The sequence below is a fragment of the Bradyrhizobium forestalis genome, assembly GCF_002795245.1.
GTDB classification, from domain to species: Bacteria; Pseudomonadota; Alphaproteobacteria; order Rhizobiales; family Xanthobacteraceae; genus Bradyrhizobium; species Bradyrhizobium forestalis.
The window spans coordinates 406640-433507 of the sequence record NZ_PGVG01000002.1; the positions used below are offsets into that span (position 1 = coordinate 406640).

General features: G+C 63.5%; 26 protein-coding genes and 2 pseudogenes. 20 read left to right on the forward strand and 8 right to left on the reverse strand.

Features of this window, described 5'->3' with window-relative positions:
• The first annotated feature begins 255 nt into the window (after positions 1-255).
• The 3 genes from CVM73_RS04285 (at position 256) to CVM73_RS04295 (ending at position 2411) form a co-directional block, all read left to right on the forward strand.
• Complete coding sequence (locus CVM73_RS04285; RefSeq protein WP_100230739.1) at positions 256-1389, forward strand: alpha-hydroxy acid oxidase; 1134 nt, start codon at positions 256-258, stop codon at positions 1387-1389.
• 27 nt (positions 1390-1416) lie between these two features.
• Complete coding sequence (locus CVM73_RS04290; RefSeq protein WP_100230740.1) at positions 1417-2040, forward strand: HAD family hydrolase; 624 nt, start codon at positions 1417-1419, stop codon at positions 2038-2040.
• Between the two features lie 164 nt (positions 2041-2204).
• Positions 2205-2411 (forward strand): hypothetical protein, encoded by a 207-nt coding sequence (locus tag CVM73_RS04295; protein WP_100230741.1) that lies wholly within the window; start codon positions 2205-2207, stop codon positions 2409-2411.
• A gap of 102 nt (positions 2412-2513) precedes the next feature.
• Here CVM73_RS04295 and CVM73_RS04300 read toward each other — a convergent pair.
• Positions 2514-2786: pseudogene (locus CVM73_RS04300) on the reverse strand (type II toxin-antitoxin system RelE/ParE family toxin); the annotation flags it as partial.
• A gap of 18 nt (positions 2787-2804) precedes the next feature.
• On the reverse strand, positions 2805-3032 hold the full coding sequence (locus tag CVM73_RS04305; protein ID WP_100230743.1) for a hypothetical protein: 228 nt from the start codon (positions 3030-3032) through the stop codon (positions 2805-2807).
• Between the two features lie 137 nt (positions 3033-3169).
• Here CVM73_RS04305 and CVM73_RS04310 point away from each other — a divergent pair, with 137 nt between their 5' ends.
• The 4 genes from CVM73_RS04310 to CVM73_RS40005 all read left to right on the forward strand — a co-directional run bounded on the left by CVM73_RS04310 (position 3170) and on the right by CVM73_RS40005 (position 6261).
• A complete protein-coding gene (locus tag CVM73_RS04310; RefSeq protein WP_100230811.1) occupies positions 3170-4381 on the forward strand; it encodes a molybdopterin molybdotransferase MoeA in 1212 nt (403 codons plus the stop codon).
• Between the two features lie 176 nt (positions 4382-4557).
• The gene (gene lexA, locus CVM73_RS04315; protein ID WP_100230812.1) at positions 4558-5259 is read left to right on the forward strand and encodes a transcriptional repressor LexA; all 702 of its coding nucleotides are present in this window, start codon (positions 4558-4560) and stop codon (positions 5257-5259) included.
• A 166-nt stretch (positions 5260-5425) separates the two neighbouring features.
• Positions 5426-5626 (forward strand): hypothetical protein, encoded by a 201-nt coding sequence (locus CVM73_RS04320; protein WP_100230744.1) that lies wholly within the window; start codon positions 5426-5428, stop codon positions 5624-5626.
• A gap of 200 nt (positions 5627-5826) precedes the next feature.
• Complete coding sequence (locus CVM73_RS40005) at positions 5827-6261, forward strand: hypothetical protein (protein ID WP_167406612.1); 435 nt, start codon at positions 5827-5829, stop codon at positions 6259-6261.
• A gap of 124 nt (positions 6262-6385) precedes the next feature.
• Here the strand turns inward: CVM73_RS40005 and CVM73_RS04330 are convergent, their stop codons facing one another.
• The 3 genes and pseudogenes from CVM73_RS04330 to CVM73_RS04335 all read right to left on the reverse strand — a co-directional run bounded on the left by CVM73_RS04330 (position 6386) and on the right by CVM73_RS04335 (position 9317).
• The gene (locus CVM73_RS04330; RefSeq protein ID WP_100230745.1) at positions 6386-8665 is read right to left on the reverse strand and encodes a ComEC/Rec2 family competence protein; all 2280 of its coding nucleotides are present in this window, start codon (positions 8663-8665) and stop codon (positions 6386-6388) included.
• A gap of 96 nt (positions 8666-8761) precedes the next feature.
• Positions 8762-8867: pseudogene (locus CVM73_RS41605) on the reverse strand (DUF2171 domain-containing protein); the annotation flags it as partial.
• Positions 8868-8954: 87 nt separating this feature from the next.
• Complete coding sequence (locus CVM73_RS04335) at positions 8955-9317, reverse strand: SPW repeat domain-containing protein (protein ID WP_167406613.1); 363 nt, start codon at positions 9315-9317, stop codon at positions 8955-8957.
• A 227-nt stretch (positions 9318-9544) separates the two neighbouring features.
• Between CVM73_RS04335 and CVM73_RS04340 the strand changes: the two genes are divergently transcribed.
• Positions 9545-9727, forward strand: coding sequence for a hypothetical protein (locus tag CVM73_RS04340; protein ID WP_026311880.1), 183 nt, complete (start codon positions 9545-9547; stop codon positions 9725-9727).
• Positions 9728-9880: 153 nt separating this feature from the next.
• Positions 9881-11311: a type I glutamate--ammonia ligase gene (gene glnA / locus CVM73_RS04345; RefSeq protein ID WP_100230747.1), complete on the forward strand. Its 1431-nt coding sequence runs from the start codon at positions 9881-9883 to the stop codon at positions 11309-11311.
• Positions 11312-11324: 13 nt separating this feature from the next.
• On the opposite strand, the gene CVM73_RS04350 is transcribed toward glnA, so the two are convergent.
• Positions 11325-11774, reverse strand: coding sequence for a YbhB/YbcL family Raf kinase inhibitor-like protein (locus CVM73_RS04350; protein WP_100230748.1), 450 nt, complete (start codon positions 11772-11774; stop codon positions 11325-11327).
• A gap of 117 nt (positions 11775-11891) precedes the next feature.
• On the opposite strand from CVM73_RS04350, the gene CVM73_RS04355 reads away from it, so the two are divergent.
• The 5 genes from CVM73_RS04355 (at position 11892) to CVM73_RS04380 (ending at position 17155) form a co-directional block, all read left to right on the forward strand.
• Positions 11892-12896 carry a ribonuclease Z gene (locus CVM73_RS04355; RefSeq protein ID WP_100230749.1) on the forward strand — a complete coding sequence of 335 codons (1005 nt, stop codon included), beginning with the start codon at positions 11892-11894 and terminating at the stop codon, positions 12894-12896.
• A gap of 37 nt (positions 12897-12933) precedes the next feature.
• On the forward strand, positions 12934-14076 hold the full coding sequence (locus tag CVM73_RS04360; RefSeq protein ID WP_100230750.1) for a CapA family protein: 1143 nt from the start codon (positions 12934-12936) through the stop codon (positions 14074-14076).
• Between the two features lie 439 nt (positions 14077-14515).
• The gene (locus CVM73_RS04370; protein WP_100230751.1) at positions 14516-15181 is read left to right on the forward strand and encodes a phosphoribosylanthranilate isomerase; all 666 of its coding nucleotides are present in this window, start codon (positions 14516-14518) and stop codon (positions 15179-15181) included.
• 15 nt (positions 15182-15196) lie between these two features.
• Positions 15197-15925: an SAM hydrolase/SAM-dependent halogenase family protein gene (locus CVM73_RS04375; protein ID WP_100230752.1), complete on the forward strand. Its 729-nt coding sequence runs from the start codon at positions 15197-15199 to the stop codon at positions 15923-15925.
• A gap of 540 nt (positions 15926-16465) precedes the next feature.
• Positions 16466-17155, forward strand: a complete 690-nt coding sequence (locus CVM73_RS04380) for a DUF1326 domain-containing protein (protein ID WP_100230753.1) — start codon at positions 16466-16468, stop codon at positions 17153-17155.
• Positions 17156-17205: 50 nt separating this feature from the next.
• Here CVM73_RS04380 and CVM73_RS04385 read toward each other — a convergent pair whose 3' ends face one another.
• Entirely contained in the window at positions 17206-17592 is a 387-nt protein-coding gene (locus CVM73_RS04385) for an SgcJ/EcaC family oxidoreductase (protein ID WP_100230815.1), read from the reverse strand.
• 8 nt (positions 17593-17600) lie between these two features.
• The gene (locus CVM73_RS04390) at positions 17601-19277 is read right to left on the reverse strand and encodes a glutamine--tRNA ligase/YqeY domain fusion protein (RefSeq protein ID WP_100230754.1); all 1677 of its coding nucleotides are present in this window, start codon (positions 19275-19277) and stop codon (positions 17601-17603) included.
• Positions 19278-19433: 156 nt separating this feature from the next.
• Here CVM73_RS04390 and gltX point away from each other — a divergent pair, with 156 nt between their 5' ends.
• The 6 genes from gltX (at position 19434) to CVM73_RS04420 (ending at position 26858) form a co-directional block, all read left to right on the forward strand.
• Positions 19434-20861, forward strand: coding sequence for a glutamate--tRNA ligase (gene gltX, locus CVM73_RS04395; RefSeq protein WP_100230755.1), 1428 nt, complete (start codon positions 19434-19436; stop codon positions 20859-20861).
• 146 nt (positions 20862-21007) lie between these two features.
• The gene (gene gltA / locus CVM73_RS04400) at positions 21008-22309 is read left to right on the forward strand and encodes a citrate synthase (RefSeq protein WP_100230756.1); all 1302 of its coding nucleotides are present in this window, start codon (positions 21008-21010) and stop codon (positions 22307-22309) included.
• Between the two features lie 229 nt (positions 22310-22538).
• Positions 22539-23717 (forward strand): ROK family transcriptional regulator, encoded by a 1179-nt coding sequence (locus CVM73_RS04405; protein WP_208639167.1) that lies wholly within the window; start codon positions 22539-22541, stop codon positions 23715-23717.
• Between the two features lie 84 nt (positions 23718-23801).
• A complete protein-coding gene (locus CVM73_RS04410) occupies positions 23802-25088 on the forward strand; it encodes an ABC transporter substrate-binding protein (protein WP_100230758.1) in 1287 nt (428 codons plus the stop codon).
• Complete coding sequence (locus CVM73_RS04415) at positions 25085-26008, forward strand: carbohydrate ABC transporter permease (protein ID WP_167406614.1); 924 nt, start codon at positions 25085-25087, stop codon at positions 26006-26008. Before CVM73_RS04410 ends, CVM73_RS04415 begins: the two co-directional genes overlap by 4 nt.
• Positions 26001-26858 carry a carbohydrate ABC transporter permease gene (locus CVM73_RS04420; protein ID WP_167406615.1) on the forward strand — a complete coding sequence of 286 codons (858 nt, stop codon included), beginning with the start codon at positions 26001-26003 and terminating at the stop codon, positions 26856-26858. Before CVM73_RS04415 ends, CVM73_RS04420 begins: the two co-directional genes overlap by 8 nt.
• Positions 26859-26868: the final 10 nt, after the last annotated feature.

The following is a 26868-nucleotide window of genomic DNA, read 5'->3' on the forward strand; positions in this document are numbered from 1 at the left end:
AGCCCGCTTCTCACAATAGCATTCCGGTTTCTTCAAGGCCGGGATGCCGCCGAACCGTTCCAGAACCTGGCGGCTGCGCCGAAGAAATCCCTTCGCCTTGGGCTAAACTTTTGGCAACGTTCCGAAACTGTTTCGCGCAAAGCGGAAGCCGGTCGGGCCGTCCACGCCTCGCAGCTATGCGATTTTAGGATGGTTTTGGAGGACCAGACGCGATAGGCGATGGCGATAAGACTTCAAATTCTCGGGAGGACAACGATGAACGAAGCGCCCCGCATCCGGCCGGAACGGAACGTCGAACTCGGCGCCAGCAACGAGCCGTTCCAGAACCTGCACGAGTTCATCCGGAAGGCGCGCGCCAATCTGAACCAAAATGCGTGGGACTACATCGTCGGCGCCGCCGAGACCGAGACCACGATGCGCCGCAACCGCATGGCGCTGGACGAGATCGCCTTCCGCCCGCGCGTGCTGCGCGATGTCCGCAAGGTCGATGGTTCCGTCGAGCAGCTCGGCCGCAGGATGCGCCTTCCGGTGGTGCTCGCCCCGGTCGGTGCCCTCGAGATCTTCGATCCGGATGGCGCGGCAAGCGTGGCACGCGCCGCCGGCATCTTCGGTGCGGCACACATGCTGAGCTCGGTGTCGGAGCCCGGCCTCGAGCAGACCGCCGAGGCTGCTCCCGACGCGCTGCGGCTCTATCAGCTCTATGTCCGCGGCGACGATGCCTTTGTCGCCGATGTCGTCAGCCGGGCCGAGAAGAACGCCTATGCCGCCTTCTGCCTGACCGTCGACACCGCCCATTACAGCCGTCGTGAACGTGACATCGCCAAGCGCTACGTTCGCGAGAGCCGCCTGCGCGCCACCGGCGGCGATTTCCAGAAGGGCCTGGAGTGGCGGACCGTGAAGATGATCAAGGACAAGTTCAGGATTCCGCTGATCCTCAAGGGCATCGCCACCGCCGAAGACGCCGAGATCGCGGTCGATCACGGTGTCGAATGGATCTACGTCTCCAATCACGGCGGCCGGCAGCTCGACCACGGCCGCGGCGCCATGCATGTGCTGCCGGAAATCGTCGATGCCGTGAAGGGCCGCGCCAAGATCATGGTCGACGGCGGCTTTTGCCGCGGCACCGACATCGTCAAGGCGATCGCGGCGGGCGCCGACCTCGTCGGCATCGGCCGGCTGCAATGCTGGGCGCTGGCGGCCGCCGGCGAAGCCGGAGTCACGCGGATGCTGGAGCTGATCGAGGACGAGGTGCTGCGCTGCCTTGGCCTCCTGGGCGCCACCTCATTCGCCGAGATCGATAAATCCTGCCTGCATCCGGCGACCGCCACCAACGCGCCCAGCGTGTTCAGCGCGTTCCCGCTGTTCGACCATGAGCCCTATCGCTACTGACGCCGATACTGAAGTGAAAAGGACGCAATGACATCGCTCTCTCCCGGCAGCGCCGATGCGCTGCTGTTCGACCTCGGGCGCGTGGTGCTCGACATCGACTTCTCCAAGGCGATCGCCTGCTGGGCGGGGCATGCCGGCTGCCGGCCCGAGGCCATCGTCGCGCGCTATGTGCGTGACGAGGCCTACCGGCTGCACGAGATGGGCAAGATCAGCGACGAGGACTATTTCGCCTCGCTGCGTGCCTCGCTCGGAATCGGCATCTCGGACGCGCAGTTCCTGGAGGGCTGGAATGCGATCTTCGCCGGTGAGATGCCTGATATCGCCGAGCTGCTGCCGCGCGCGGCGAAACAGATGCCGCTCTATGCCTTCTCCAACACCAATCGGCCGCACGTCGACTATTTCTCGAAGGAATATGCCGACCTGCTCGGCCATTTCCGCGAGCTGTATTTGTCGTCCAGCATCGGCCTGCGCAAACCGGATGCGGAGGCGTTCGACCATGTCGTCGCGAGGATCGGCGTGCCGGCGGAGCGCATTGTATTCTTCGATGACCTCGCCGAGAACGTCGAGGGAGCGCGGGCGCGCGGTTTGACTGCCGTGCATGTCACATCACCGCGCGATGTCGGGAACGCGTTGAAGGCGCTGGGCATCTGAGGCCAACCGGCCGCGAGAAGCCCGCGCGGCGGTTCCCGGAGCCCAATTCTTTCAGAAGCTGAGGAACCCAATCACTTTGTGCATTTTTGTACCAAGCTCCGGGAACGGACTACCACCCTTCGGACTCATGAGTCCGTTGGGACTTCTACATCGGGCTAATCGACGTGCTGGGCAAAACCTATCTCACCAAGCAAGCCTCACTCCTGCTTGAATTCGCCAGAACCACCTCGGATTCTGACCTTTCCGCCAAGCTGATCCGCAAGGCCGCCGACCTGAAATCCCAGGCCGATCCGCTGCCCGACAAGGACCAAGGTCCCAAAGCTCCCGACGTCACACTGGACGACGGCCCGGACCGACCGAGCGGGAGTTGACCGATGCTGGCCGTGGCGCTCGTTCTTCTTGTGCTCGCCATGGCCGTCCTCGTGCCGGTCTGTCTCGCCTTCCGGATCATGCCGCGGCGGACTTGAGCCTCCTTAGGCGTCCGAGTGCTCGCGTTCCCGCGCGGGATGCTGGATTGTGAGAATGACGATTTCGCCAGCCCTCTCATCTAGCTGGTAATAAACCAGATAAGGGTACCGCCGCGTCACCAGCTTGCGTACGCCCTCGACCTTCTGTGGTCTCCCAAGTCGCGGAAAGCGAATGAGATTTTGAAGCGATTCAAGGATTGCAGCGCGCACGCGCAAGGCGCCTTGCGGGCTGTGCTCCCTAACATGGTCTGCAATGCTAATCAGATCGTGGGCCGCGCGTTGTGTGAATTCTGAGCTTCATCGCTCGAAGCGGCGGAACGCGGCTTCGACCTCGGCATCAGACGCAAACTGCCGGAGGTTCGCTTGTGCGAGCCCCTCAAGGACCGCCGGAAGATGGCCGGAATCAACCTCCTCGGGCTCCCCTCCATTGCCGGTCAGAGCCAGCATCGCGCGCGCGATCTCGTCCTGGCTATCCGCAGGAAGCTGCCGCACGGCCTTGAGGGCCTTTTCGAGCAGTTTTGTCATCGATAGAAGATAAGCCGAGCTGGGGCCGAAAGGAAGGGTGGTTTCTCGCTGGCTTGAGGAGGCCTTTTGCTTCAGCTCCTCCGCTCGGCTAGAACCGGACCGAGTCCGAGTCCTTCGATTTGTTGCGGGAGTTCGCCGTGGCCCTGATGCCGGTATCCGACGCGCTTGCCGCCGTGCTCGCCGGCGCAGAGCCGCTGGCCGAGGAGACGGTCGCCCTCGACCAAACCTACCATCGCGTGCTCGCGCACGACGTCGCGGCGCGGCGCACGCAGCCGCCGGAGGCCATGTCGGCGATGGACGGCTATGCCGTGCGCGCGGCCGACGCGGCGACGATCGATTCCAGGCTGACGGTCGTCGGCGAGGTCGCGGCCGGCCGGCCGTTCGCGGGAACGGTCGGCCCCGGCGAAGCCGTGCGGATCTTCACTGGCGGCGTCGTTCCCGACGGCGCCGATGCAGTCGTGATCCAGGAGAACACGGTCGCAGACGGCAGGCACATCACGATCAAGGAAGCCGCGCTTCCGGGACGGCACATCCGCCCCGCCGGCGTCGACTTCCGGGAGGGCGACGTGCTCCTGCGCAAAGGAACCCGTCTCACCGAGCGCGATCTCGCGCTGGCCGCCGCAATGAACCACCCGCAGCTTGCCGTCTGCCGCCGTCCCAAGGTCGCGATCCTCGCCACCGGCGACGAGCTGGTGATGCCGGGCACCGCGCCCGGTCGCGGCCAGATCGTCTATTCCAACGGCTATGCGCTGCACGCGCTCGCCCGCAGCGAGGGCGCCGAGACCACCGACCTCGGCGTTGCCGCCGATACGCTGGAGGCCACTTCCGCCGGCATCCGCCGCGCCCGCGAGAGCGGTGCCGACATCCTGATCACGACCGGCGGAGCGTCGGTCGGTGACCACGATCTGGTCCAGCAGGCGCTCAGGGGCGAAGGCATCTCGATGGCGTTCTGGAAGATCGCGATTCGGCCTGGCAAGCCGATGATGCACGGACGGCTCGGCGCAATGCGCGTGATCGGCCTGCCCGGCAATCCCGTATCATCATACGTGTGCGCCTTCCTGTTCATGGTGCCGCTGATTCGCGCCCTGTCGGGCCGTTCAGCGATTCATCATCTCCGCGAGCGCGCCGTGCTGGGTCGCGATCTCGCCGCCAACGACCAGCGCGAGGATTATCTCCGCGCGCGCCTGGAGCTGCGCGGCGACGGCACGCCCGTCGTCGTTCCCGTCAACCATCAGGACTCCTCCCTGCTTGCGAATCTCGCTGCGGCACAGGTACTTCTCGTGCGCGCACCGTTCGCGCCGAAGGCCGAGGCCGGCACGCCTTGCGAGATGTTGCGCCTCCCCGTCTGAGCCGCGCCGCCACACGCATTCCGCGAGTTTCGCTCTGTTCACCGTAAATTAAGCAGTTGCGGAACACATATCGAACATATAGTGTCCGTTCATGATTTGTTTCGAGGATGTAGCGGCTTATCGCTGAATTCATCGTCTCGGAATCGAACGACATCAACCGGGGGACTTTGGTCGAGATGTTGACGCGCAAACAATACGAGCTTCTGCGGTTCATCAGCGAACGTCTGAAGGAAAGCGGCGTGCCGCCGTCCTTCGACGAGATGAAGGATGCGCTCGACCTGCGCTCGAAGTCAGGCATTCATCGCCTGATCACTGCGCTCGAGGAGCGCGGCTTCATCCGCCGCCTGCCCAACCGCGCCCGTGCCATCGAGGTGATCAAGCTGCCCGAGCTCCAGGCCGCCGCCGGCAATCGGCGCGGCTTCACGCCGAGCGTCATCGAGGGCAATCTCGGCAAGGTGCGCGCGAGCTCCAGCCCGCCTGTGGACGAGGGCGAGCGCCCCGTCGCGGTGCCCGTGATGGGCCGCATCGCGGCCGGCACGCCGATCGAGGCATTGCAGACCCGCAGCCACACCATCAGCGTGCCGCCCGACATGCTCGGCTCGGGCGAGCACTACGCACTCGAAGTGCGCGGCGATTCGATGGTCGAGGCCGGCATCCTCGACGGCGACATGGCGCTGATCCAGCGCAACGAGAGCGCCGACACCGGCGACATCGTGGTGGCACTGATCGACGACGAGGAGGCCACGCTCAAGCGCTTCCGCCGCCGCGGCGCCTCGATCGCACTCGAGCCCGCCAATGCCGCCTACGAGGTGCGCATTCTTCCGCCGAACCGCGTGAAGATTCAGGGCAAGCTGATCGGGCTTTACCGGAAGTACTGAGCGCTCCTGCGGTCGTTCGATACCTCTTGGAGCGGATCAGTATCCGCTCCGGCTGGATGGTCTTTCCGGTTCTGCTCAGATTATCCGGCCCCTCCTCGGGCGCTATATCCTCGGCACGCCGCGCGAAGCGACATCGCTTCGCGGCATGAGAGTTCGAGGAGACGCCATGCGCCAGATCGTTTCATGGACAATCATTGCCGCGCTGATCGCAGCATCAGCGTCGCAAGTCGGCGCCACACGATGGCACCGCCATGCGCGCGAGCAATGGGCGACCAACGAGCATATCCGCAACGCGCGGAATGCAATCGCGCGGCCTCTGCAATCGAGCTGGCAATATTCGGGGTGGTCGGCGCCCGCGGAGCGCTGACATGCGCCTTCTAAATGCACAGACGTCGGTTTTGTTCCTATTGAATCCGGGAAAGATAATGTGATCGTGGTTTGCGGAGCCCAGCCGCAGATTTGCCTACAACCAAGCAGAGCGTTGCATATTTCCACCCTGATAGAGGCTTGCGCCTCCAAAGGAGGTGCGGGTCGCTATCTTCGCAATCTTCGCATGAGGAGCACCCGATGTGTGACTACAGCCTGCATGCCGTCGCAACGCGTCCCGCCGAAGTTGGCGAGACGATCGTCACGACAACCTTCCGCGGCACCTCGACACGCGGCTTCGCCTCCGAAGCCGATCTCTCCGTCGCGGTCTGCCTGCTGCCGGGAACGGAGCTCGCCTTCGCCGACAACGTCCGTTACGACAACCGCTGGATCTGGACGCGCACCGTCAACTCCCGCGTCGGCAAGTTCGGCAAGATCGACCCGCACATTCCCGATCGCCATCATGACGCGATCGAATTTCCCGACGGCAAATACGTGCTGGTGACGCAGCTCGTCGAAGGCCAGCGCGCGACCGTGCTGCAACTGCCGGTAACCCAGCCCCTCGGCGAGCGCGAGCACAAGCCGCAGATTGTCGCCGACACGCGGTCCACGATCACGCGCCTGCCGATCGGCTGACGTCGTCGCCCCCGGCCGATGGGTCGAGGGCCAGGATTGAAATGCCATCGCCGGCCGAGGCCGGCGAGATGGTATGGTTTGCGTCCTACGGAATCCCGTCGGACCGGCATCCCTCGCATTATCCTCAATCGTCAGCCTGCAGGTCGGCCTCCGACGGCGTTGCGTCCCGGTTGCGGGGCACGGCCGTCTTCGGCGCAAGGCTGCCGTCGAAATCCCCCTCGCCGGCGCCGGCCGGCAGCCAGGGGCGGCTCGTGCCTCTGGCCCTCACCGCCTGTACCGAGAAACCCTTCCCGTTCAGCGTCAGAGCCAGCGCGCCCTGACTGGCAAGACGCGGCCGATCGACCACCATCGCCGCGCAATCGGGCGGCGCGGGCCGCGCCGTCACCACCAATGCGGCGCGGCTGCAATCATCAGCCAGCGCGTCGATGCGTAGAGAAAGCGCGACCAGTCGTCCGTCCGCAAGCGGCGCCACGCAGCCGGACTCGTCACATGACACGCCGCTCGCCAACGAGGCGTTGCCGGCATCGCGCGGATCGGCATCGGCGGCCCACCACTCCCCCAGCAGAAAGCCATCCTTGCTCGCGCGGATCACATGCAGGCGCCCATCCCCGCCTCGGACCGCGACGCTCGCGCCATCCCCGGCAATCAGGATATCGGGCTGCCGCACCGACAGCCCCCAGAGGAGCGCTGCAAGCAGCACCAGGCCACCCGACCAGCGCAAGGGCGTGCGCAACAAGCCCATCACGATGATCCCGAGGCTGGCCACGACCAGCGGCGCGATCCCGAACGCCGGAATGCGGCCAACTGCGCCCGGCAGAGCCGCCACCCAGCGCGAGACCGCGACCATCCAGTCGATGCCGATCCCCATCAGTCCCCAGAACACGCCGTCGAGCCCGAAGGGAGCCGCGAGCAGTCCCAACAACCCCGCCGGCATCACCAGCGCCGAGACCACCGGCATCGCGCCGAGATTGGCGAGCACGCCGTATGGCGTCACGCGATGGAAGTGGAAGGCGGCATAGGGCGTGGTCGCAAGCCCCGCGATCAACGAGGCCAGGAACAGCATCGCGATCTCGCGGCCGCCCCACAGCGCGATCCGCGCCGTCGCGGAATGATCAGGCGATGCGAGCAGGTTCGGCATGCCGATCTGCACCAGCGCCACCAGCCCGAGCGTCGCGGCGAAGGACATTTGGAAGCTCGGATGCACCAACGCCTCGGGCGCGACCGCGAGCACGATCAGCGCGGCCACCGCCAGCGTCCGGAAAGTGATGGCGCGGCGGTCCACCATCACGGCGATCAGCACCACCGCCGTCATGAAGAACGATCTCTGCGTTGCGACCTCAGCGCCCGAAAGCAGCAGGTAGAACGCAGCCGCGACCAGCGCGGCGGCCGCCGACCATTTCTTGATCGCAAAGCCGGCTGCGAGCCCCGGGATCAGCGCCAGCAGCGCGCGCACCGCGAAGAAGACGACGCCGGCCACGACCGCCATGTGGTAGCCGGAGATCGACAGCACATGGCCGAGCCCCGAGACGAACATCGCGTCGTTGACAGGTGCGGTGATCGCATCGCGCCGCCCCGTGAGCAGCGCGGTCGCGATCGCGCGATTGTCACCTTCGAGCGTTGAGCGGATGCGCGCGTCGATCGCATCGCGCAGGCCCTGCATGAAGGCCGCGTAGCGCAGCCGCAAGCCGCCGGCATCCGGCGGCACTGAAGCCGTGATCGCGCCCATCACGAAACCGGAGGCACCGATGCCCTGGAAGAACATGTCGCGCGAGAAATCATAGCTGCCGGGGCGCACCGGCGAGATCGGCGGCAACAGCCGCGCCTTCAATTGCACGAAGCTGCCGACCTCCGGCGCCGTGCCTTTGCGCACCGAGAGGCGGACGCGCTCGAGCTTGACGTCGCTGCGCTGCGCCTCCATCGCGCTGACGCGCAGCACGAAACGATCGGTGCGCTCGCGGATGTCGCGCGCTTCCACGAAGCCCGACAGCGACACCGAATAGAGTGGCTTGGCCAGCACGGGGTGAGCGACGCGCGCCGTCTTCCAGGTCGCTATGGCAAAACCGGCCGCGACTGCCGCGATCATGATCGCGGGGGCGAACAGCCGGCTCCGTCGCAACAGCACGGCGCCAAGCGCGAGAACGGCGGCGGTCGCAACGACCACCCACAGCACCGGCTCATGATCGGCAGCGAAATAAAGGGCGATGCCGCCGCCGAAGGCGACCGGCACCCACGGCAACAGCCGACCAGGCCCGGCCTCGGCGCGCGCCCATTCGCGCAGCGTTTCGACGATTGCCGGCCAGATGCCAAAGCCCGCCGGCGCAAAGCCGCCAGCCGGAGCGGCGCGGCCGACCGGCCACGTCCCGGCAACTCCCTGGGAGCGTACTTGCCGCCCCGGCTCCGCCATTCCCCTGCACCTTACGATACGCGACGGGTGCGGAGGCTACCGGAACGTGCTGATGTGCGAATAGCGGCACAAATCAGGAACGAGGTCGGGCGAGCCCTACTTTTCCTCTTCCATCGTCACCGCCACCCACGCCTTGGCCGACAGGCGGGACCTTGTTGCCTTCGACGTCGGCGACGAGGCTCTTGTCGATGAAGTGATGGTGTCGAACCCAGAGCCGCTTAGTGACATAATCATCTCTCCTCCGACCGCCAGCCGATGGCGGTCGGAGAAAAGCCGGCGACGTCTCTTCTCAGCCGGGCCGGTGATGCCAGTAATCGTCCCACCAAGCGGTGAAGTCGCGATCGGTCATCAATTCCCAGCCAGCGAACAAGATCACCAATATGCCAGACAATGCGCTGCTCGCCGTGGCCGATGCGGACTCATAGCCGACGGTCCAAGGCGCCAGCAACAGCGCCAGGCCCAGCAGCATTTCGCCCCACTCTTCCAGGTAGGATGGGATGACAAAGCCTTCTACGGCAAACAGCATGACGCCGAGCCCGAGCGCGATGGTGAACCAGACGGCTGCCCCGGACAAGCCGAGGACGAAGGACGACAGGACCAGCCACACGCCCACCAACAGGCTCGCAGCGTCCTGCCAATGTTGGATGCGCATAATGCTCACCTCCCCTCTGTTATTCATATGGGGCGCACCGTTGAAGAATCATCCCTCCGGCCCGCGTTGTGTTGCCGCGCCGGCGATCAATCCTGGCCGCCAATGCCCTGGAAAGGCCCTTGCGAGTGCGGCGCACCAGGATGCAGATTGTCGGAGCTTGACAGGTGTCAATGTCTACCGTTCCCGGCCCACCCAGTTCGCGCCCGGGACAAGAGGGAGATGACGCCATGCGAGAAATGGAAATCCACGACTATGCGCGGCAGTTGCTGGAAGCACATGGCCCCAAGGCCATTGCGGAAGCCGCCCAGAACGCCATCGATCTCGAGCAGAAGGGCGAGCTCGAGCTCGCCAAGACCTGGCGGCATATCGAAGACGCCATGAAGATGATGCGCGGGCCTCACCAAAGCTGAAGCAGCCGGCGCCTGACCGAAAATGCCGCCATGCCGGATTGAGGCTGGAGGGGCGGCAACACAGAGTGTGGACCACAATCCGTCGCAGGCCGTTCGGCTGCGGCTGAACGGCAACGCGACCCGCAAGTATCTCCACGATGCTGGGAGCGAGCCATGTTTCCAAAATGTGCGACAGCCGAAGACCTCGTGAAGGCGATCAAGGACGACGACGTCCAGATGATCGATTTGCGGTTCACTGACCTGCCGGGGGTGTGGCAACATTTTTCCGTGCCGCCAAGCGCGGTGAATGCCGACGCCCTCACTGAGGGCATTGGATTCGATGGCTCATCGATCCGCGGCTTCCAGGAGATCCAGGAAAGCGACATGCTGGTTGTCGCAGATCCGGCGACGGCCTTCGTCGACCCCTATAGCCAGGCAAAGACCCTGGTCCTCATCTGTAACATCAGAGACCCGGTGACCGGCCAATCCTATAGCCGGGATGCCCGCTACATCGCCCAGAAAGCCGAAACCTACCTCAAGGGCACCGGGCGCGCCGATACGAGCTACTTCGGCCCGGAAGCGGAGTTCTTCGTCTTCGACGACGTACGTTACGGACAGGGCATCAACTACGCCATGCACGAAATCGACTCCAGCGAAGGCAGCTGGAACACCGGCACGGAGGAAGCACCGAATCTGGGCCACAAACCGCGCCCGAAGGAGGGATACTTCCCCGTTCCGCCGACCGACAGCATGCAGGCGCTGCGCACCGAAATGGTGCTGACGATGGAAGCTCTGGAGATCCAGATCGAAGCCCATCACCATGAGGTCGCGACCGGCGGCCAAAACGAGATCGATATGCGCTTTACCACCCTCACCCGCATGGCCGACAATCTGATGATCTACAAATACGTGGTGAAGAACACCGCGCACCAGCACGGCAAGACCGCGACATTCATGCCGAAGCCGCTGTTCGAGGACAACGCTTCGGGCATGCACGTTCACCAATCGCTGTGGAATGGCGAGACCAATCTGTTCTACGACAAAGGTGACTACGCCGAGTTGAGCCAGCTCGGCCGCTACTATATCGGCGGGCTATTGAGTCATGCCTGGGCATTGTGCGCGCTTTGCGCCCCCACCACGAACTCCTATCGGCGTCTGGTTCCGGGCTATGAAGCGCCGATCAACCTGGTCTATTCCCAGCGCAATCGCTCAGCCTGCTGCCGGATTCCGATGTATTCGCCAAACCCACGCGCAAAGCGCGTCGAGTTTCGTACGCCAGATCCATCCTGCAATCCCTATCTGGCCTTTGCCGCGATGCTGATGGCCGGCCTCGACGGCATTGACAACCGGATCGATCCGGGCAGCCCGATCGACAAGAACCTGTATGACCTCCCGCCTGCGGAGGCGAAGGAGGTGAAGTCGACGCCGGGATCGCTGGATCAGGCACTTGATGCGCTCGAGCGCGACCACGCATTCCTCCAGCGAGGCGATGTCTTCACCGCCGACGTGATCGAAACCTGGCTCGACTACAAGCGCAAGAAGGAGGTCGACCCGATCCGGCTGCGACCGCATCCTTACGAGTTCCATTTGTATTACGACATCTAGGGCATTCTTTCGCCTACCTCTCATACCAACCGACGAGGGTCGCTTCCGCGATCACGTGCTTGCGCGCCTCTCGCTCGATGTCGGCGCAGGATGCATTGGCCTTTGCCGGCAGGCCCTCCATCGAGAGGGCAAGCAGTCGGAAATGATAATGATGAGGCCCATGGCCATGCGGCGGACACGGGCCGCCATAGCCCACCTTCCGAAAATCGTTGACGGCTTGCTTCATTCTGGCGTTCTGCACGGCGTTGATCGCAAATTCCGTGACCGCCGGCGGAATGTCGTAGACTGCCCAATGATGCCATTTGCCGGCGGGCGCATCGGGATCGTCGCAGAGCAGGACAAGACTCCGCGCCCCCTCCGGCGCGTCGCTCCATTGCAGAGGCGGCGAAAGATTTTCGCCATCACAGGTAAACCGTCGCGGAATTGCGGCACCATCGGCGAAGGCGCTTGAAACGAGTTTCATGGCTCTCTCCTCGATCCGATTGGGGTATTCTAGCTCGATCTTGCCCGGTGCGGAATCCGTCGACCTTGTCTAAATGGAGGAAATCCATCGGGCGCTATTGCAGCGGAATAGTTCGCCATGCGGCCGATCTTCCATCCGAGCCTGGTCAACGGTCGCTACGGCGACCCAACAGTCTATGTGGAGACGCTATTCGAAAGGCGAAGTCTGCTGTTCGATATCGGAGAGATTGCTTCACTGTCGCCGCGGAGGATACGGCGCGTCGACCAGGTCTTTGTCTCGCATGCCCATCTCGATCACTTCGTTGGTTTCGACCATCTGCTTCGTTTGCTCATCGGCCACGAGAAATCGGTGCAGCTCTTCGGTCCGTCCGGCTTTGCTGAGCGCGTCTTTCACAAGCTTCAGGCCTATCGCTGGAACCTGGTCGAGAAATATCCATGCGATCTTGTTTTCGACGTCAGCGAACTCGGCACGACAGATTCCATATCCACCACGCGGTTCCGACTGAGGAAGGCTTTCGCAGCAGAGGCATCAGTGTCTCGCAAGACCTTTGCCGGTGTACTCTGCGATGAGCCGACCCATCGCGTGTCAGCCGCGATCCTCGAACATGGCACGCCCTGCCTCGCGTTCGCGCTGCAGGAGGCGGCCCATGTCAACGTATGGAAGAACCGGCTGTTGGAACGCGGACTGCCCGTCGGTCCCTGGCTGCACTCCCTCAAGAAGGCCGTCGTCGAGCGTCGCGCCGACGATCACTTGATCCGTATCGACGAAGCGGCACCGTCGGATCGCCTCGTTCCGCTCGCGAGCCTGCGCGATCTCCTGACGGTCACTGCCGGCCAGAAAATTGCCTATGTAACCGATGCCGCCGACACGCCGGCCAATCGTGCCGCGATCGCGGCGCTGATTCAGAACGCAGACATCCTCTTCATCGAGGCGACGTTTGCGGGGGCAGACTCGGTATTGGCGAGGGAGCGTGCCCATCTTACAACCACGGCTGCCGGAGAAATCGCGCGGCAAGCCAATGTACGCCGCGTCGAGCCTTTTCACTTCTCCCCGCGCTATGCGGGAGAACAGGAGCGGATGCTGGCCGAGGTGATGGCGGCCTTCGGCGCATCTCGCGCCTGACGCAAAGACCTGAGCGGCAGGACCTGAGAGGAAAGTCATGTCCAAGGAGCGACATCTGCCAGCTGGGTATCGGAAACCGGTGCGGCTCTTCCTATGCGGAGATGTCATGTGCGGCCGCGGCATCGACCAGGTGCTGGCACACCCCTGTAGCCCCGAGATTTACGAAGATTACATGCGATCGGCGACGGGCTATGTGCTGCTCGCCGAGCAGGCGAACGGGCCTATTCCGCGGTGCAATGGATCGTCCTACGTCTGGGGCGCTGGGCTGGACCAATTGGAGTCCATGCAGCCGGACGCGCGGATCATCAATCTCGAAACGGCTGTCACGGGCAGCAACGACCGCGCGACCAAGGGCATCAACTACCGCATGAGCCCCCAGAACGCAGACTGTCTCGCGGCTGCGGGAATCGACTGCTGCCTATTGGCCAACAACCATGTCCTCGATTATGGCCGCGCCGGCCTGGTAGAGACGCTGACGATTTTGCAGAAGCTCAACATCAGGGCGGCGGGCGCAGGCCGCAATGATCTGGAGGCGCGCGCACCCGCAGTGCTCAACCTTGACGGCGCCCGGCTCCTGATCTTTGCGTTCGGATCGACATCGAGCGGAATCCCGTTCAAGTGGGCTGCGGCGTCAGACACTCCGGGCGTCAACCTGCTACCTGACCTCAGCAGTGCGAGCGCGTTCGAGGTCGCTGACCAGGTCATGGCGGCCAGAAGGCCGGGCGATCTCACAGTGGTGTCGATCCATTGGGGATCCAATTGGGGATATCACATTCCCGATGAGCAAAGGATTTTTGCCCACTCCCTGATCGACCAAGCAGGCGTGTCGATCGTTCACGGGCATTCTTCGCATCATCCGAGAGCGATCGAAATCTATCGAGACCGCCTCATACTCTATGGCTGCGGTGATTTTCTAAACGACTATGAGGGGATCCGTGGTTACGAGTGCTACCGCGACGACCTGGCGTTGATGTATTTCGCCGACCTGGATCCAACCAGCGGAAGCCTCCATGCGCTCAGACTGGTTCCCATGCAGATCAAGAACTTTCGTCTCTCCATTCCATCGCGGCGCGACATTGAATGGATCCGGCAAACCCTGGATAGGGAATGCCGGCCGTTCGGAACGAAGGTCATTTTTGAATCCGAACAGCAGCTTGCGTGCGTCGCGCAGAGGCAATGACCTGGCCCTCGTAACAAGCACTCCCCGATCAAATTGGCGTGCCAGCGCAGCGGGGACTGCTTCCCGCCCGGCAGCTGACCTAATCTTCGATGGTCACGATGGCAGCCAAGGGCCGCCAGAAGCGGGCGCTGGGCTGAAGCCGTTCCCGACCCTAGCGGCAGGCGCGTTCTTCGTGTCATCGGGCATTTTGTTCTATCTTTATCTCGCCGATGTTTCGGTGCCTTTATTGGGGACAGGTTTCGTCGAAACGCCTCAGATCAGCGGTGGCCGATCCATCGTCCATTTTGTTCTCTTCTTGCTCTGTTTGTATTTTGGCTTCGTCAAGAAACGAGAGGCTTGAAACCGACGCAATGTCCGCTCTGGGCGAGCACGCTGAGGCTTTTCCAAACGCCGCCTTCGGATATCTTATGCTCAATGTCCGCCGCGGGAGCTATGCCCCATGCTGACCCAGGTTTATGAAATCTCCACCATCGAAGAGGCGTCCGCTGTTTCAGCCATTGGTGTCGATCATATCGGCGTGCTCGTCGGAGACGGCCGATTTCCGCGCGAGTTGCCGATCTCGGCAGCTTCCGAAATCGGCGGGGCGATTGTACCGCCATCGAAGTTCTCAGCACTGTTTCTGACCTGCGATCTCTCCTTGATTGCATCATGGGCGCGCGACCTCACCCCCTCGATCGTCCATTTGGGAGCCAGCGCCGAGCTGCTTTCCCCGCAAGACGTTGCTTCGCTCAAACGCATGTTGCCCGGGATCGTCGTGATGAGAAGCATACCGGTGTTCGGCGAGGAGAGCGTCGCGATTGCCCGCAGCTACGTTGGCATTGCAGACTTTCTGCTTCTCGACAGCTATCGGCCCACGGACAAGCAGATCGGCGCGCTCGGCGTGACGCACGACTGGGGCATCAGCCGCCGGATCGTGGACCTCGCCCCTGTTCCTGTTGTCCTTGCCGGCGGCCTCGGACCGGATAACGTCGCAGAAGCGATCCGAACCGTCCGTCCAGCCGGTGTTGATTCCAAGACGAGAACGGATCAGGACGGATCGCATGCCAAGGACCTGGATCGAGTCCGCCGGTTCCACGAAGCGGCCCGGGCGGCGGCGCCGTCATAGCGTGGAGCAGCTGGCATGATTGTTCTGTTCACGGATTTCGGATTGCACGGCCCCTATACGGGCCAGATGAAGGCCGTGCTGCACCAGATGGCGCCTAGCATACCCGCTTTCGACCTCTTCACGGATGCGCCCATGGGCAATCCCAAGGCGTCGGCGTACCTCCTGGCGGCTTATGCGGCCTGGTTTCCGCCGGAAACAGTCTTTCTCTGCGTCGTTGATCCCGGCGTCGGCGGGACGCGCCCGGCCATTGTGCTCGAGGCCGACGGCCGGTGGTATGTCGGCCCCGGCAACGGCTTGTTTGAGCTGGTCCAGCGCCGTGCCACAAGGACGCGCAGTTGGGACATCGACTGGAGGCCGGAGCGCCTCTCGGCCAGCTTTCACGGGCGCGACCTCTTCGCACCGGTCGCAGCCATGCTGGCGCGCGGCGAGCCCCCGCCCGGCCAGCCGCGAGCGGATGACAGGGATCGCCGCGCAGACTGGCCCGACGACCTCTGCGAGATCGTTTACGTCGACCACTTCGGCAATGCTATGACTGGATTGAGAGCCGCCGTGCTCCCGCCCAACGCCAGGCTTGCCTTGGCGGGTCACATATTGGAGCGCGAGAGAACCTTCAGCGATCGGCCGCCAGGCTCAGCCTTCTGGTACGAGAATTCGAACGGGCTCGCCGAAATCGCCGTCAACCAAGGCCGTGCCGACCGCGATCTTGGCCTTTCGACCGGCAGCCCGGTTGAGATTGTCCCTTAGATATGTCGCAACGTGGTCTGCGGCTATGCGCGCGCCAAGAAAGCAGAGATCAGGAACGGATTGGCCAAAGCCGCAGACGCGCCACGCCAAGCCGCCGGCGACTGGCAACAAGCGGCTGGCCGATCAGACCCGCAAGCTTCTCGGCAAGCACTACACGAGCAAATATCGGGTGGGGCCATCGCGGTAAGGAACGAAACCGGCCACCCGTGCTGCTTGCAATCACTTCAGGCGGCCTAACATGCAGCTCTGTCGACAGGAGCGCGGCATTCGTCGCACCATTCGAAAGCCATAACCGGAATCCGGGTCCCCGTTGAAGTCACATGCCAACCCTGCTAGGCTTTCGTCTATTCCGTACCCAAGGTAGGAGCGCGTCCCCTGAGCGAAGCGCGCGTAGGGCGGAGCTTGGCCGCAGACGCAGCCGGTCAGAGACGGCCCCATTCGAGAGGATGAAGCAGCCACGATGGCCACATCGAGGTGCTCATCGTGAAGAGCTGCCTCTCACATCGACAAATCGTGTCGCATTTTGGGAGGACCGGAGGGATGGCTGATCAATGGCTATTCAAGAGCGAGACTTACGATAACTGCAATTGCGCTATGAATTGTGGTTGCCAGTTCAATTTGCCGAGTACCCACGGCTATTGTCAGTCGGCTTTCGTTGGCAACGTTGTTGAAGGCCACTTCGACGGTACCCCGATCGCAGGCCTGAACTGGGCGGCGCTGTACAAATGGCCCGGCGAAATCAAGGACGGAAGCGGCCGGCGCCAGATAGTCATCGACGAGCGTGCGGATGAAGCTCAACGGATCGCGCTTGAGGCGATCATTTCGGGCGGCGCATGCGAACCATTGAGCAATCTCTTCTCCGTATTCGCCTCGACATGCTCTGACCGTTGCGAGACATTGTTCCTGCCGATTCATCTTGAAGCGGACTTGGAGCTCAGAACCGCCAGCGTAGATATACCCGGGATCATGCGAAGCATCGGCAGGCCGATGATCAACGAATTTAACGGTCAACCATTCCACATTGCGCTGGCGCGGCCCAGTGGCAGTTTCGAGTTTACCTATGCCGAGATCGGGCTGGGTACGACCTCGATCACGGGTGATATGGAGATGGCGTTCGAAGATTCATGGGCGCATTTTTGTGTTCACCACTTCAACCAGAACGGCTTGGTCCGGGAAAGATCAAGGCTCACCGCATGGCTTGAGCGCATGAGTCCGCGTTCCCGTGAATGACGACAATGGGTCACGAAACGTGGTGGGACAGGCGGTAGGCGCAAAATCGGCTAGATCAACGGCTCCAGTGACGAGGCATGGTGATTGGCGATCTTCCAGTCGCCGTCCTCGCGGATGATGACCCAGCTCATCTTGACCTCGAGCGGCGGGCGTTCGCCGGCGAGATCGAATGAGATGATGGCGGCCATGTTGAGGATGTCAGGGCCGGCCGGCGCCACCCTCACCTCGGAAAACACGGCGCTCGGAGCGCGCCAGCGCGGCAGGTCGTTGAAATAGACCGCAACGCCATCGCGCCCGCGATAGAGCTTTGGGTTGGAGCCGAAAAAGAACGCGTCTTTCGAATACAGCGAGGCAAGCGCCGCCGCGTCGAGGCTGGCGAAGCCGGCGCACCATTTCGCGATGATGGCGGAAACGATGGCGTCGGCTTCGTTGCCCATGTCCAAGCTCACGCCTTCGCGACTTCCTTCGCGAACGTGTCGCGCAGGCCGATGGTCCGCGAGAATACCGGCTTGCCCGGCGTCGAATCCTTGTCGCGCACGAAATAGCCCTGGCGCTCGAACTGCATCGGCTCCATCGAATTGCTTTCCGCGACCGATGCCTCGACCCGGGCATCAGCCAGGATCTCCAGCGACTGCGGATTGAGATCGGCCGCAAAGTTCGAGGCATCCGGGCTCGGGTTCGAGAAGAGCTGGTTGTAGATGCGGATCTCAGCCGGCTTCGATGCCGCCGCCGGCAGCCAGTGCATGGTCGCCTTGACCTTGCGGCCGTCGGGCGCGTTGCCGCCCCTGGTCGCGGGATCGTAGGTGCAGCGCAGCTCCACCACTTCGCCCTTGTCGTCCTTGATCACGCCGGTGCACTTGACGAAATAGGCATAGCGCAGCCGCACCTCATTGCCCGGCGACAGGCGGAAGAACTTCTTCGGCGGGTTCTCCATGAAGTCGTCTTGCTCGATATAGAGCTCGCGGCCGAACGTGATCTTGCGCGTGCCGGCCGACGGATCGTCCGGGTGGTTGATCGCCTCGAGCTCCTCGGTCTGCCCTTCCGGATAGTTCTCGATCACCACTTTCAGCGGCTTCAGCACCGCCATGCGCCGCTGCGCCGTGCGGTTCAACTCCTCGCGGATGCAGAACTCGAGCATGCCGACGTCGACCACGCTGTTGGCTTTCGCCACGCCGATGCGCTTGACGAACTCGCGAAGAGCGGCCGGCGGCACGCCGCGGCGGCGCATCCCCGCCATGGTCGGCATGCGTGGATCGTCCCAGCCCGCGACATGGCCGTCGCGGACCAGCTGCGTCAGCACGCGCTTGGACAGCAGCGTGTAGGTCAGGTTGAGCCGCGCGAACTCGTACTGATGCGGCTGTGAGGGCACCGGCAGCTTCTCGATGAACCAGTCGTAGAGCGGCCGGTGGTCCTCGAACTCCAGCGTGCAGATCGAATGCGTGATGCCTTCAATGGCGTCCGACTGGCCGTGGGCATAGTCGTAGCTCGGATAGATGCACCATGCGTTGCCGGTGCGCGGATGGTGCGCATGCAGGATGCGATACAGCACGGGGTCGCGCAGGTTGATGTTGCCCGCAGCCATGTCGATCTTGGCCCGCAGCACGCGCGCACCGTTGGGGAATTCGCCCGCCTTCATGCGGCGGAACAGGTCGAGGTTCTCCTCCACGCTGCGATCGCGGAACGGCGAGTGCTTGCCGGGCTCGGTCAGCGTGCCGCGCGAGAGGCGGATCTCCTCCTGGGTCTGGTCGTCGACATAGGCAAGGCCGTCGCGGATCAGCTGCTCCGCCCATTCGTAGAGGCGGTCGAAATAATCCGAGGCAAAGAACAGGTTCTTGCCCCAGTCGAAGCCGAGCCAGCGCACGTCCGCCTGGATGGAATCGATATACTCCTGCTCCTCCTTGACCGGGTTGGTGTCGTCGAAACGCAGGTGGCAGCGGCCCGGAAACTCCTGGGCGATGCCGAAGTTGAGTGCGATCGACTTGGCGTGACCGATATGCAAATAGCCGTTCGGCTCCGGCGGGAACCGGGTCACGATCTCCTTGTATTTGCCCTGATCGAGGTCGGCCTGGATGATGTCACGAATGAAATCGCGCCCAACCTCAGCTGCCACCGGTTCTGTCATTACGAAAATCCTGTAGGGAAATCAGCGGTTCTTCTGCCAAATTCGCGTGGCCGCGCCAAGGGCTTAAGTACGACCTTCAGCCGTCCGCGGTCGGGCTTTAGTTATGCTCCGGTCCTGCTATACACCACCGCCTCCAATGCATAGGCCCTGCCAAGAATGACCGATTCCGTCGTCACCCGCTTCGCCCCCTCGCCGACCGGCTTCCTCCATATCGGGGGCGCCCGCACGGCGCTGTTCAACTGGCTCTATGCGAAGAAGCACGGCGGCAAGATGCTGCTCCGGATCGAGGACACCGACCGGGAACGCTCCACGGAGGCTGCGATAGGCGCCATCCTCGACGGATTGAAGTGGCTCGAGCTCGGCTGGGACGGCGAGGTCATCTACCAGTTCGCCCGTGCCGCCCGCCATCGCGAGGTCGCCGAGCAGTTGCTCGCCGACGGCAAGGCCTACCGCTGCTACGCCACGGCCGAGGAGCTCGCCGCCATGCGCGAGAAGGCGCGCGCGGGAGGGCGCACCCGCCTCTATGACGGCATGTGGCGCGACCGCGACCCGGCCACGGCTCCGAGCGACGTCAAGCCCACCATCCGCCTGCGCGCGCCGCAGACCGGCGAGACCGTGATCGAGGACCAGGTCCAGGGCCGCGTGGTCTGGCAGAACGAGAACCTCGACGATCTCGTCCTGCTGCGCGGCGATGGCAACCCGACCTATATGCTCGCGGTGGTCGTCGACGACCACGACATGGGCGTCACCCATGTGATCCGCGGCGACGACCATCTGATCAATGCTGCGCGCCAGAAGCAGATCTACGACGCGATGGGCTGGGCGCTGCCGAGCATGTCCCACATTCCGCTGATCCACGGCCCGGACGGCTCGAAGCTGTCGAAGCGGCACGGCGCGCTGGGCGTCGATGCCTACCGCGCCATGGGGTACCTCCCGGCCGCGCTGCGCAACTATCTGGTCCGGCTCGGCTGGAGCCATGGCGACCAGGAGATCTTCTCGACCGAGGAGATGATCGCGGCGTTCGACCTCGCCAGCGTCGGCCGCGCTGCCGCCCGCTTCGATTTCGCCAAGCTGGAAAACCTCAACGGCCACTACATCCGCCACGCCGACGATCAATCGCTCGTGAAGATGTTCGAGGACGTGCTCGACCACATCGTGCCGAGCCGCGACGAGATTAAGGCCAAATTAAACGACGCCACGCGCTCGCAGCTCCTCAAGGCCATGCCGGCGCTGAAGGAGCGCGCCAAGACGCTGATCGAGCTGATCGATGGCGCCCATTTCATCTTCGCCGACCGGCCCCTGACGCTCGATCCCAAGGCGCAGGGGTTGCTGACACCCGAGAACCGCAAGCTGATCGGCCAGCTTCATTCCGCGCTGGAGAAAGCCGAGACGTGGAGCGGCACCAGCACCGAGGCCGCGCTGCGCGCCTTTGCCGAGGAAAATAGTCTCAAGCTCGGCGCGGTCGCCCAGCCCTTGCGGGCGGCGCTCACCGGGCGGACGACATCGCCTGGCATATTTGAGGTTTTGGACGTCCTGGGCCGCCAGGAAAGCCTCGCCCGGCTTAAGGATCAGTCTACGACGTAAGTCGACCATGCGTGCGGCGATCTTGCAGCGCACATAGCAATAATATACCCATCTCCCCCGTACATTCTGGAACATCCGGCCTGCCCCCATGATCTCCCTAGGGGCCTCCGGCTCCGGCCCGTTTCACCACACATCGGGGACCTCTGATGGACGCAAAACCAAGCTCAAAGACCGCGACGCTGACGGTCGGAAACAAGAATTACGATCTCCCGATCCTCAGCGGCAGCATCGGGCCTGATGTCGTCGATATCGGCAAGCTCTACGCCCAGTCCGGCCTTTTCACATACGATCCGGGCTTCACCTCGACCGCGAGCTGCCAGTCCAAGATCACCTATATCGACGGCGATGCGGGCGTGCTGGAATACCGCGGCTACCCGATCGAGCAGCTCGCCGAGCACGGTGACTTCCTGGAGACCTGCTATCTCCTGCTCTACGGGAACCTGCCGACCGCCGCGCAGAAGAAGGATTTCGACTATCGCGTGACCCATCACACGATGGTGCACGAGCAGATGGCCCGCTTCTTCCAGGGCTTCCGTCGCGATGCCCATCCGATGGCGATCATGGTGGCGGCCGTCGGCGCGCTGGCCGCGTTCTATCACGACTCGACTGACATCAACGATCCCAAGCAGCGCATGGTCGCCTCCATGCGCATGATCGCCAAGATCCCGACGCTGGCCGCGATGGCCTACAAGTACACCGTCGGCCAGCCCTTCGTTTATCCGAAGAACTCGCTGCGCTTTGCCGAGAACTTCCTGAACATGTGCTTCGCCGTACCCTGCGAGGATTACAAGGTCAGCCCGGTTCTCGCCGACGCGCTGGAGAAGATCTTCATCCTGCACGCCGACCACGAGCAGAACGCCTCGACCTCGACGGTCCGCATCGCCGGCTCCTCGGGCGCCAACCCGTTCGCCTGCATCGCGGCGGGCATCGCCTGCCTGTGGGGCCCGGCGCACGGCGGCGCCAACGAAGCCGCGCTCAACATGCTCTACGAGATCGGTACGGTCGACAAGATCCCCGAGTTCATCGCCAAGGTGAAGGACAAGAACTCTGAAGTCCGCCTGATGGGCTTCGGTCATCGCGTCTACAAGAACTACGATCCGCGCGCCAAGATCATGCAGAAGATGTGTCACGCCGTGCTCGAGGAGACCGGCCATGGCAACGATCCGATGCTGAACGTGGCGATGGAGCTCGAGAAGATCGCGCTCAGCGACCAGTACTTCATCGATCGCAAGCTCTACCCGAACGTCGACTTCTATTCGGGCATCACGCTGAAGGCGATGGGCTTCCCGGTCTCGATGTTCACCGTGCTGTTCGCGGTCGCCCGCACCGTCGGCTGGATCAGCCAGTGGAGCGAGATGATCGAGGATCCGCATCAGAAGATCGGCCGCCCGCGCCAGCTCTATACCGGCGTCGCCAAGCGCGACTACGTGCCGATCGACAAGCGCTAAGCGCAACGGTCCAGCTTTCGAAACGGCGCCATCTCATGATGGCGCCGTTTTTGTTTGCGGGGACCCCGTCGGATGGGCAAAGCGCAGCTGCCCACCGATTTCCTTGGCGGTTGCACCGCCAACCGTGCTGCCGTGCACAACAACAAGTTGGAACATCGCGCCGGCCACCGCTTGACAGCCGAAACGCTTCGCGCGCAAATTCTTACACTAAGTAAGAATGACGACAGGGATGGAAATGCCGGAGCGGCCGAGAAGTCGGCGGCAGACGCGCGCTGCCATTTTGACTCACTTGCTCCAGTCGGGCGGCTCATTTCGTCCGCCGCTGGCGAAGGCCGTGCGCCTGTCGGAAGCGAGCCTGTCGCGCATCCTGTTCGACCTGAAGGCCGAGGGCCTGATCGAGGAAGTGCGGCGCCCTGCCCCTTACGTCGGCGGCCCGACCGGTCTGGTGGCACTCGACGGCTCGGTGGCGCTCGCCGCCGTCGAGCTGACCGCGCAATGGCTCAGCGTCGGCGTCGGTAGCCTCTCGGGCGAACTGCACTACACCGAGCGTCTGCCATTGCCGAAGGCGCCCACGGTCGAAACGGTCGGCCGCGTGTTCGGCGAGGTGATGACATTGCTGCGCGATTGGACACGCCGCCGCCACATCACGCTCTCACAGATCGGCGTCTCCATTCCGGGCCTTGGCCGGCTCACCGTATCCGGCAATCCGATTATCCCCTGCGATGTCGGGCGCCTCAGTGGCATGATCGGCGAGATGTTTGCCGGCGTGCCGCTGGAATTCACCAATTCTGTGGTGGCGCACGCCACCTTTCACCGCTGCCGCACGCAAAACTATCCGTTCAGCGATACGCATCTGTTCGTCCTCGTCAGCCACGGCGTTGCCGGCGCGTGGATGGATGATCCGGTCGAGGCCGATGCCCTGCAACCGATCGAACTCGGCCACATGGTGTTCGGGCCTGATGGACCGCGCTGCCGCTGCGGCCATCACGGCTGCGTCGAGGCCTATACCTCGCTTCCTGCTCTGGCCGAGCTCCTCGGCGTGTCCGGCGCCGAGTTGCTCCAGCTCGGCAACGAATGGGTCCACACGATCCCGCTCTCGGCGCGCGTGCGCCAGGAGTTGCGGCGGCGGTTGTTCCGGCTTGGCCTTGCGATCGGCAACACCCTGAACGTGAAGCCGTGCGGAGGCGTCGCGATCAGCGGCTGGCCGTCGCTTCTCTCTGAAGAAGATCGGAAGGCGGTGGTCGATGGCATCGACGCCTGCCTGCTGGGCGGACGCAAACTGGCGCAAGTATCCCTCGCCTTCGTGCCGCCCTCGACCGGCAACGATCCGCAGGCCGCCCTTGCCTTCGCCGCGTTTTGTCTCGCCAGCCGCGGCGGCATGCCCGCCACCTCGACGGAGGCTGCCTGACATGCCCTGAGCCGCGCGGCCTGAATGCGCCAAAAAACTGCGTCAAGAACTGCGCAAAGTACTTCACACCGGGAGGAACCTGCCATGCCGATCACAACAACAAGGCGTCGTCTGCTCGCTGGATCTGCTGCCGCACTCGCGCTGCCGGCATTTGCCCGCGCGCAGGGCGCGGTCAAGCCGCGCCTGACCGCGATCTCGCAATGGTCGGCGGGCAGCGACGGGGCGGCCATCACGGCGCTCGGCAAGAAGTTCGAGGAGAAAGGCGGCGTTTGGCAGCACTCGCCCGTCCCCGGCTTCACCACCGAGATGATGAACAAGTTGCGCGCGCAGATCATGGCCGGCGATCCGCCGGCCTGCTCGCAACTCAAGGGTCCCGAGATTGCAGCCTGGTCGAAGATTGCCCCGACCGTCGATCTCGACGCCGTCGTCGCAGCCGCCGGTTACGAGAAGGTCGTCGCTCCCGATCTTGCGCGCTTGCACAAGCCGGCAGGCAAATGGATTGCACTGCCGCTGCAGATCTACAGCACCAACATGCTGTTTCTCTCCAAGCGCGCGATGGACAAGGCCAAGGCCGACAAGGTTCCCGTCACCTGGGCAGACTTCAATGACCTTGCCGAGAAGATGAAGGCGGCTGGCGTCGCCTATCCCGTCGCCAACGGTGGGACCCGTCCGGACGACGGGCAAAAATTCGAGGCCGCCTTGGCCGGCATCAGTCCCCTCGCATACCGCGCGGCCATCATGAATCTCGACAAGAAGGCTCTTGACGGTCCCGAGATCAAGGCCGCGTTCGCGCAAGTGCGCAAGATCGCCGACTGGATGGACCCCAACGTCGGCGCCCAACATTTTTCGACCAACCTGAAGCGCTTCGTCGACGGCGACATGGGCATGATGATCATGGGCGGCTGGGCGCAGGGCGTGTTGCGCAACGCCGGCTTCAAGTTCGAGGACTTCATGATTGCGCCGGGCCCCAGCGACAACAGCAAGCCGGTATTCCTTTTGAATGCCGATGCGTTCATCTTCTGGCAGCGCAAGGAGCCCGACCTGCAAGCCGGCCAGACGCTGATGGCCCAGCTCGTCATGGATCCGGCGATCCAGACGATGTATTCGCAGATCACGGGATCGATCCCCGTGCGCACCGATGTCGACCTTTCCGGCGAAGGCTGGTCGGACGGTCAGCGGCGGACCGCAGCAGCTTTGAAAGACGCTATCGCCAGCAATCAGGCGGTCCTGAGCCTTGCGCACAACATGGCGCAGGAAAACGGAATGACCGCGGCGATGATCGACGTGATCACGGAGTACGTGAAGAACAAGACGATCAAGCCCGAGCAAGCGGCCACCCGCCTCGCCGAGGCCGTCGAGGGCGCACGTTGACCAGTGCCGTCCTAACAAGACCGGGGCGGTCGGCGGCTACCGAATTGGTGCGCCGGCTGCCCGAATATCTGATGATCTGGGTGCCGCTGCTGCTGTCTGCCGCGCATCTCGTGTCGTTCTCGCTGTGGACGCTCTGGATATCGTTCACGCCGTCCACTCTGGTCCCGGTCTCGGGCTGGGTGGGCTTGCGCAACTACACGGCGGTCGCGGCATCGCGGAACTGGCAGATCGCCTTCGACAATCTGCTGTTGTTTGGCAGCGCTTTCGTGCTGCTGAGCGCGGCGACCGGCCTCATCCTTGCGATCCTGCTCGATCAGCGCATTCGGGCCGAGAACGTGCTGCGATCCATCTTCCTCTACCCCCTTGCCGTGTCCTTCGTGGTCACGGGCACGGTCTGGAGCTGGCTGCTCAATCCTGGCCTCGGGATCCAGAAGCTGGTTCACGACCTCGGCTGGACCTCCTTCAAGTTCGACTGGCTGATCGACCGCGACATGGCGATCTGGACCATCGTGATCGCCGCGATCTGGCAATCCTCCGGCTTCGCCATGGCGCTCTTCCTTGCCGGCCTTCGGTCCGTCGACGCCGACATCATCAAGGCCGCGCAGATCGACGGCGCGGGAGCGGTCCGAATCTACCGGCGCATCATTCTGCCATCGCTTTGGCCGATCACCATCACTGTCGTCGTGATCCAGTTGCAGTTCGCGATTTCGACCTTCGACCTCGTGCGCGCGCTCACCAACGGTGGCCCGGGAATCGCGACCCAGCTGCCGGCGCTCGTCGTCTACGACCTGATGTTCCAGCGCAGCCTGCTCGGCCGGGGCGCGGCGGCGGCGGTGCTGATGCTGCTCATCCTTCTCGCGGTGCTGCTGCCGTATGCGGCGTGGCGATATATCCAGCGACGGCGGGCCAATCATGCCTGACCGCAGCTTCGCACCAAGCCGGATTTTGATCTATCTCGCCGTTTCGCTGATCGCCGCGGCCTGGCTCGCGCCGCTGGTCGTTGTGGTGCTGAACTCGCTCCGCAGCAACGAGGAGATCGCGCAGGGCTCGATGATCGGCTGGCCGCAACAATGGGCCTGGAGCAATTACGCCGCAGCCTGGAGCGGTTTCTGCGTCGCCGAGACCTGCGCCGGCATCCGGCCGTACATGCTGAACTCCGCGCTCGTCACGATCCCCGCGACGATCTTCTCGACGCTGCTGGGTGCGATCGCCGGTTACGCCGTGTCGCTCTGGCGCTTTCGCGGCGACAACTGGATCTACGGCATCGTGACCCTTGGCCTGTTCCTTCCCCAGCAGATGCGCCTCTTGCCCTGGACCATCGTGCTGCGGGACATCGGTCTCATCAACACGCTGACGGGCCTCGTGCTGATTCACACCATCCAGGGGCTCTCCTTCACCACGCTGTTCTGCCGGAACTATTATGTCGCCATTCCCCATGAATTGATCAGGGCCGCGCGCATCGATGGCGCCGGCTTCTTTCGCATCTTCTGGCGCATCATCCTGCCGCTCTCGGGTCCGATCCTGATCGTCACCGTGATCTGGCAGTTCACGCATATCTGGAACGAGTTTCTCTATGGCGTGACATTCACGACCGGCCAGCAGCAGCCGGTCACGGCGGCTCTGATCGCACTATCAGCCGCAGTCGCGGATATCCCGCAGCACGGCGTACAGAGCGCTGCGGTGATCATCGCGGCGCTGCCCACTCTGTTGATCTACCTCCTCGGCGGCAAGTACTTCGTCCGCGGCCTCACCGCCGGGGCCGTGAAATGATGAGGCCATC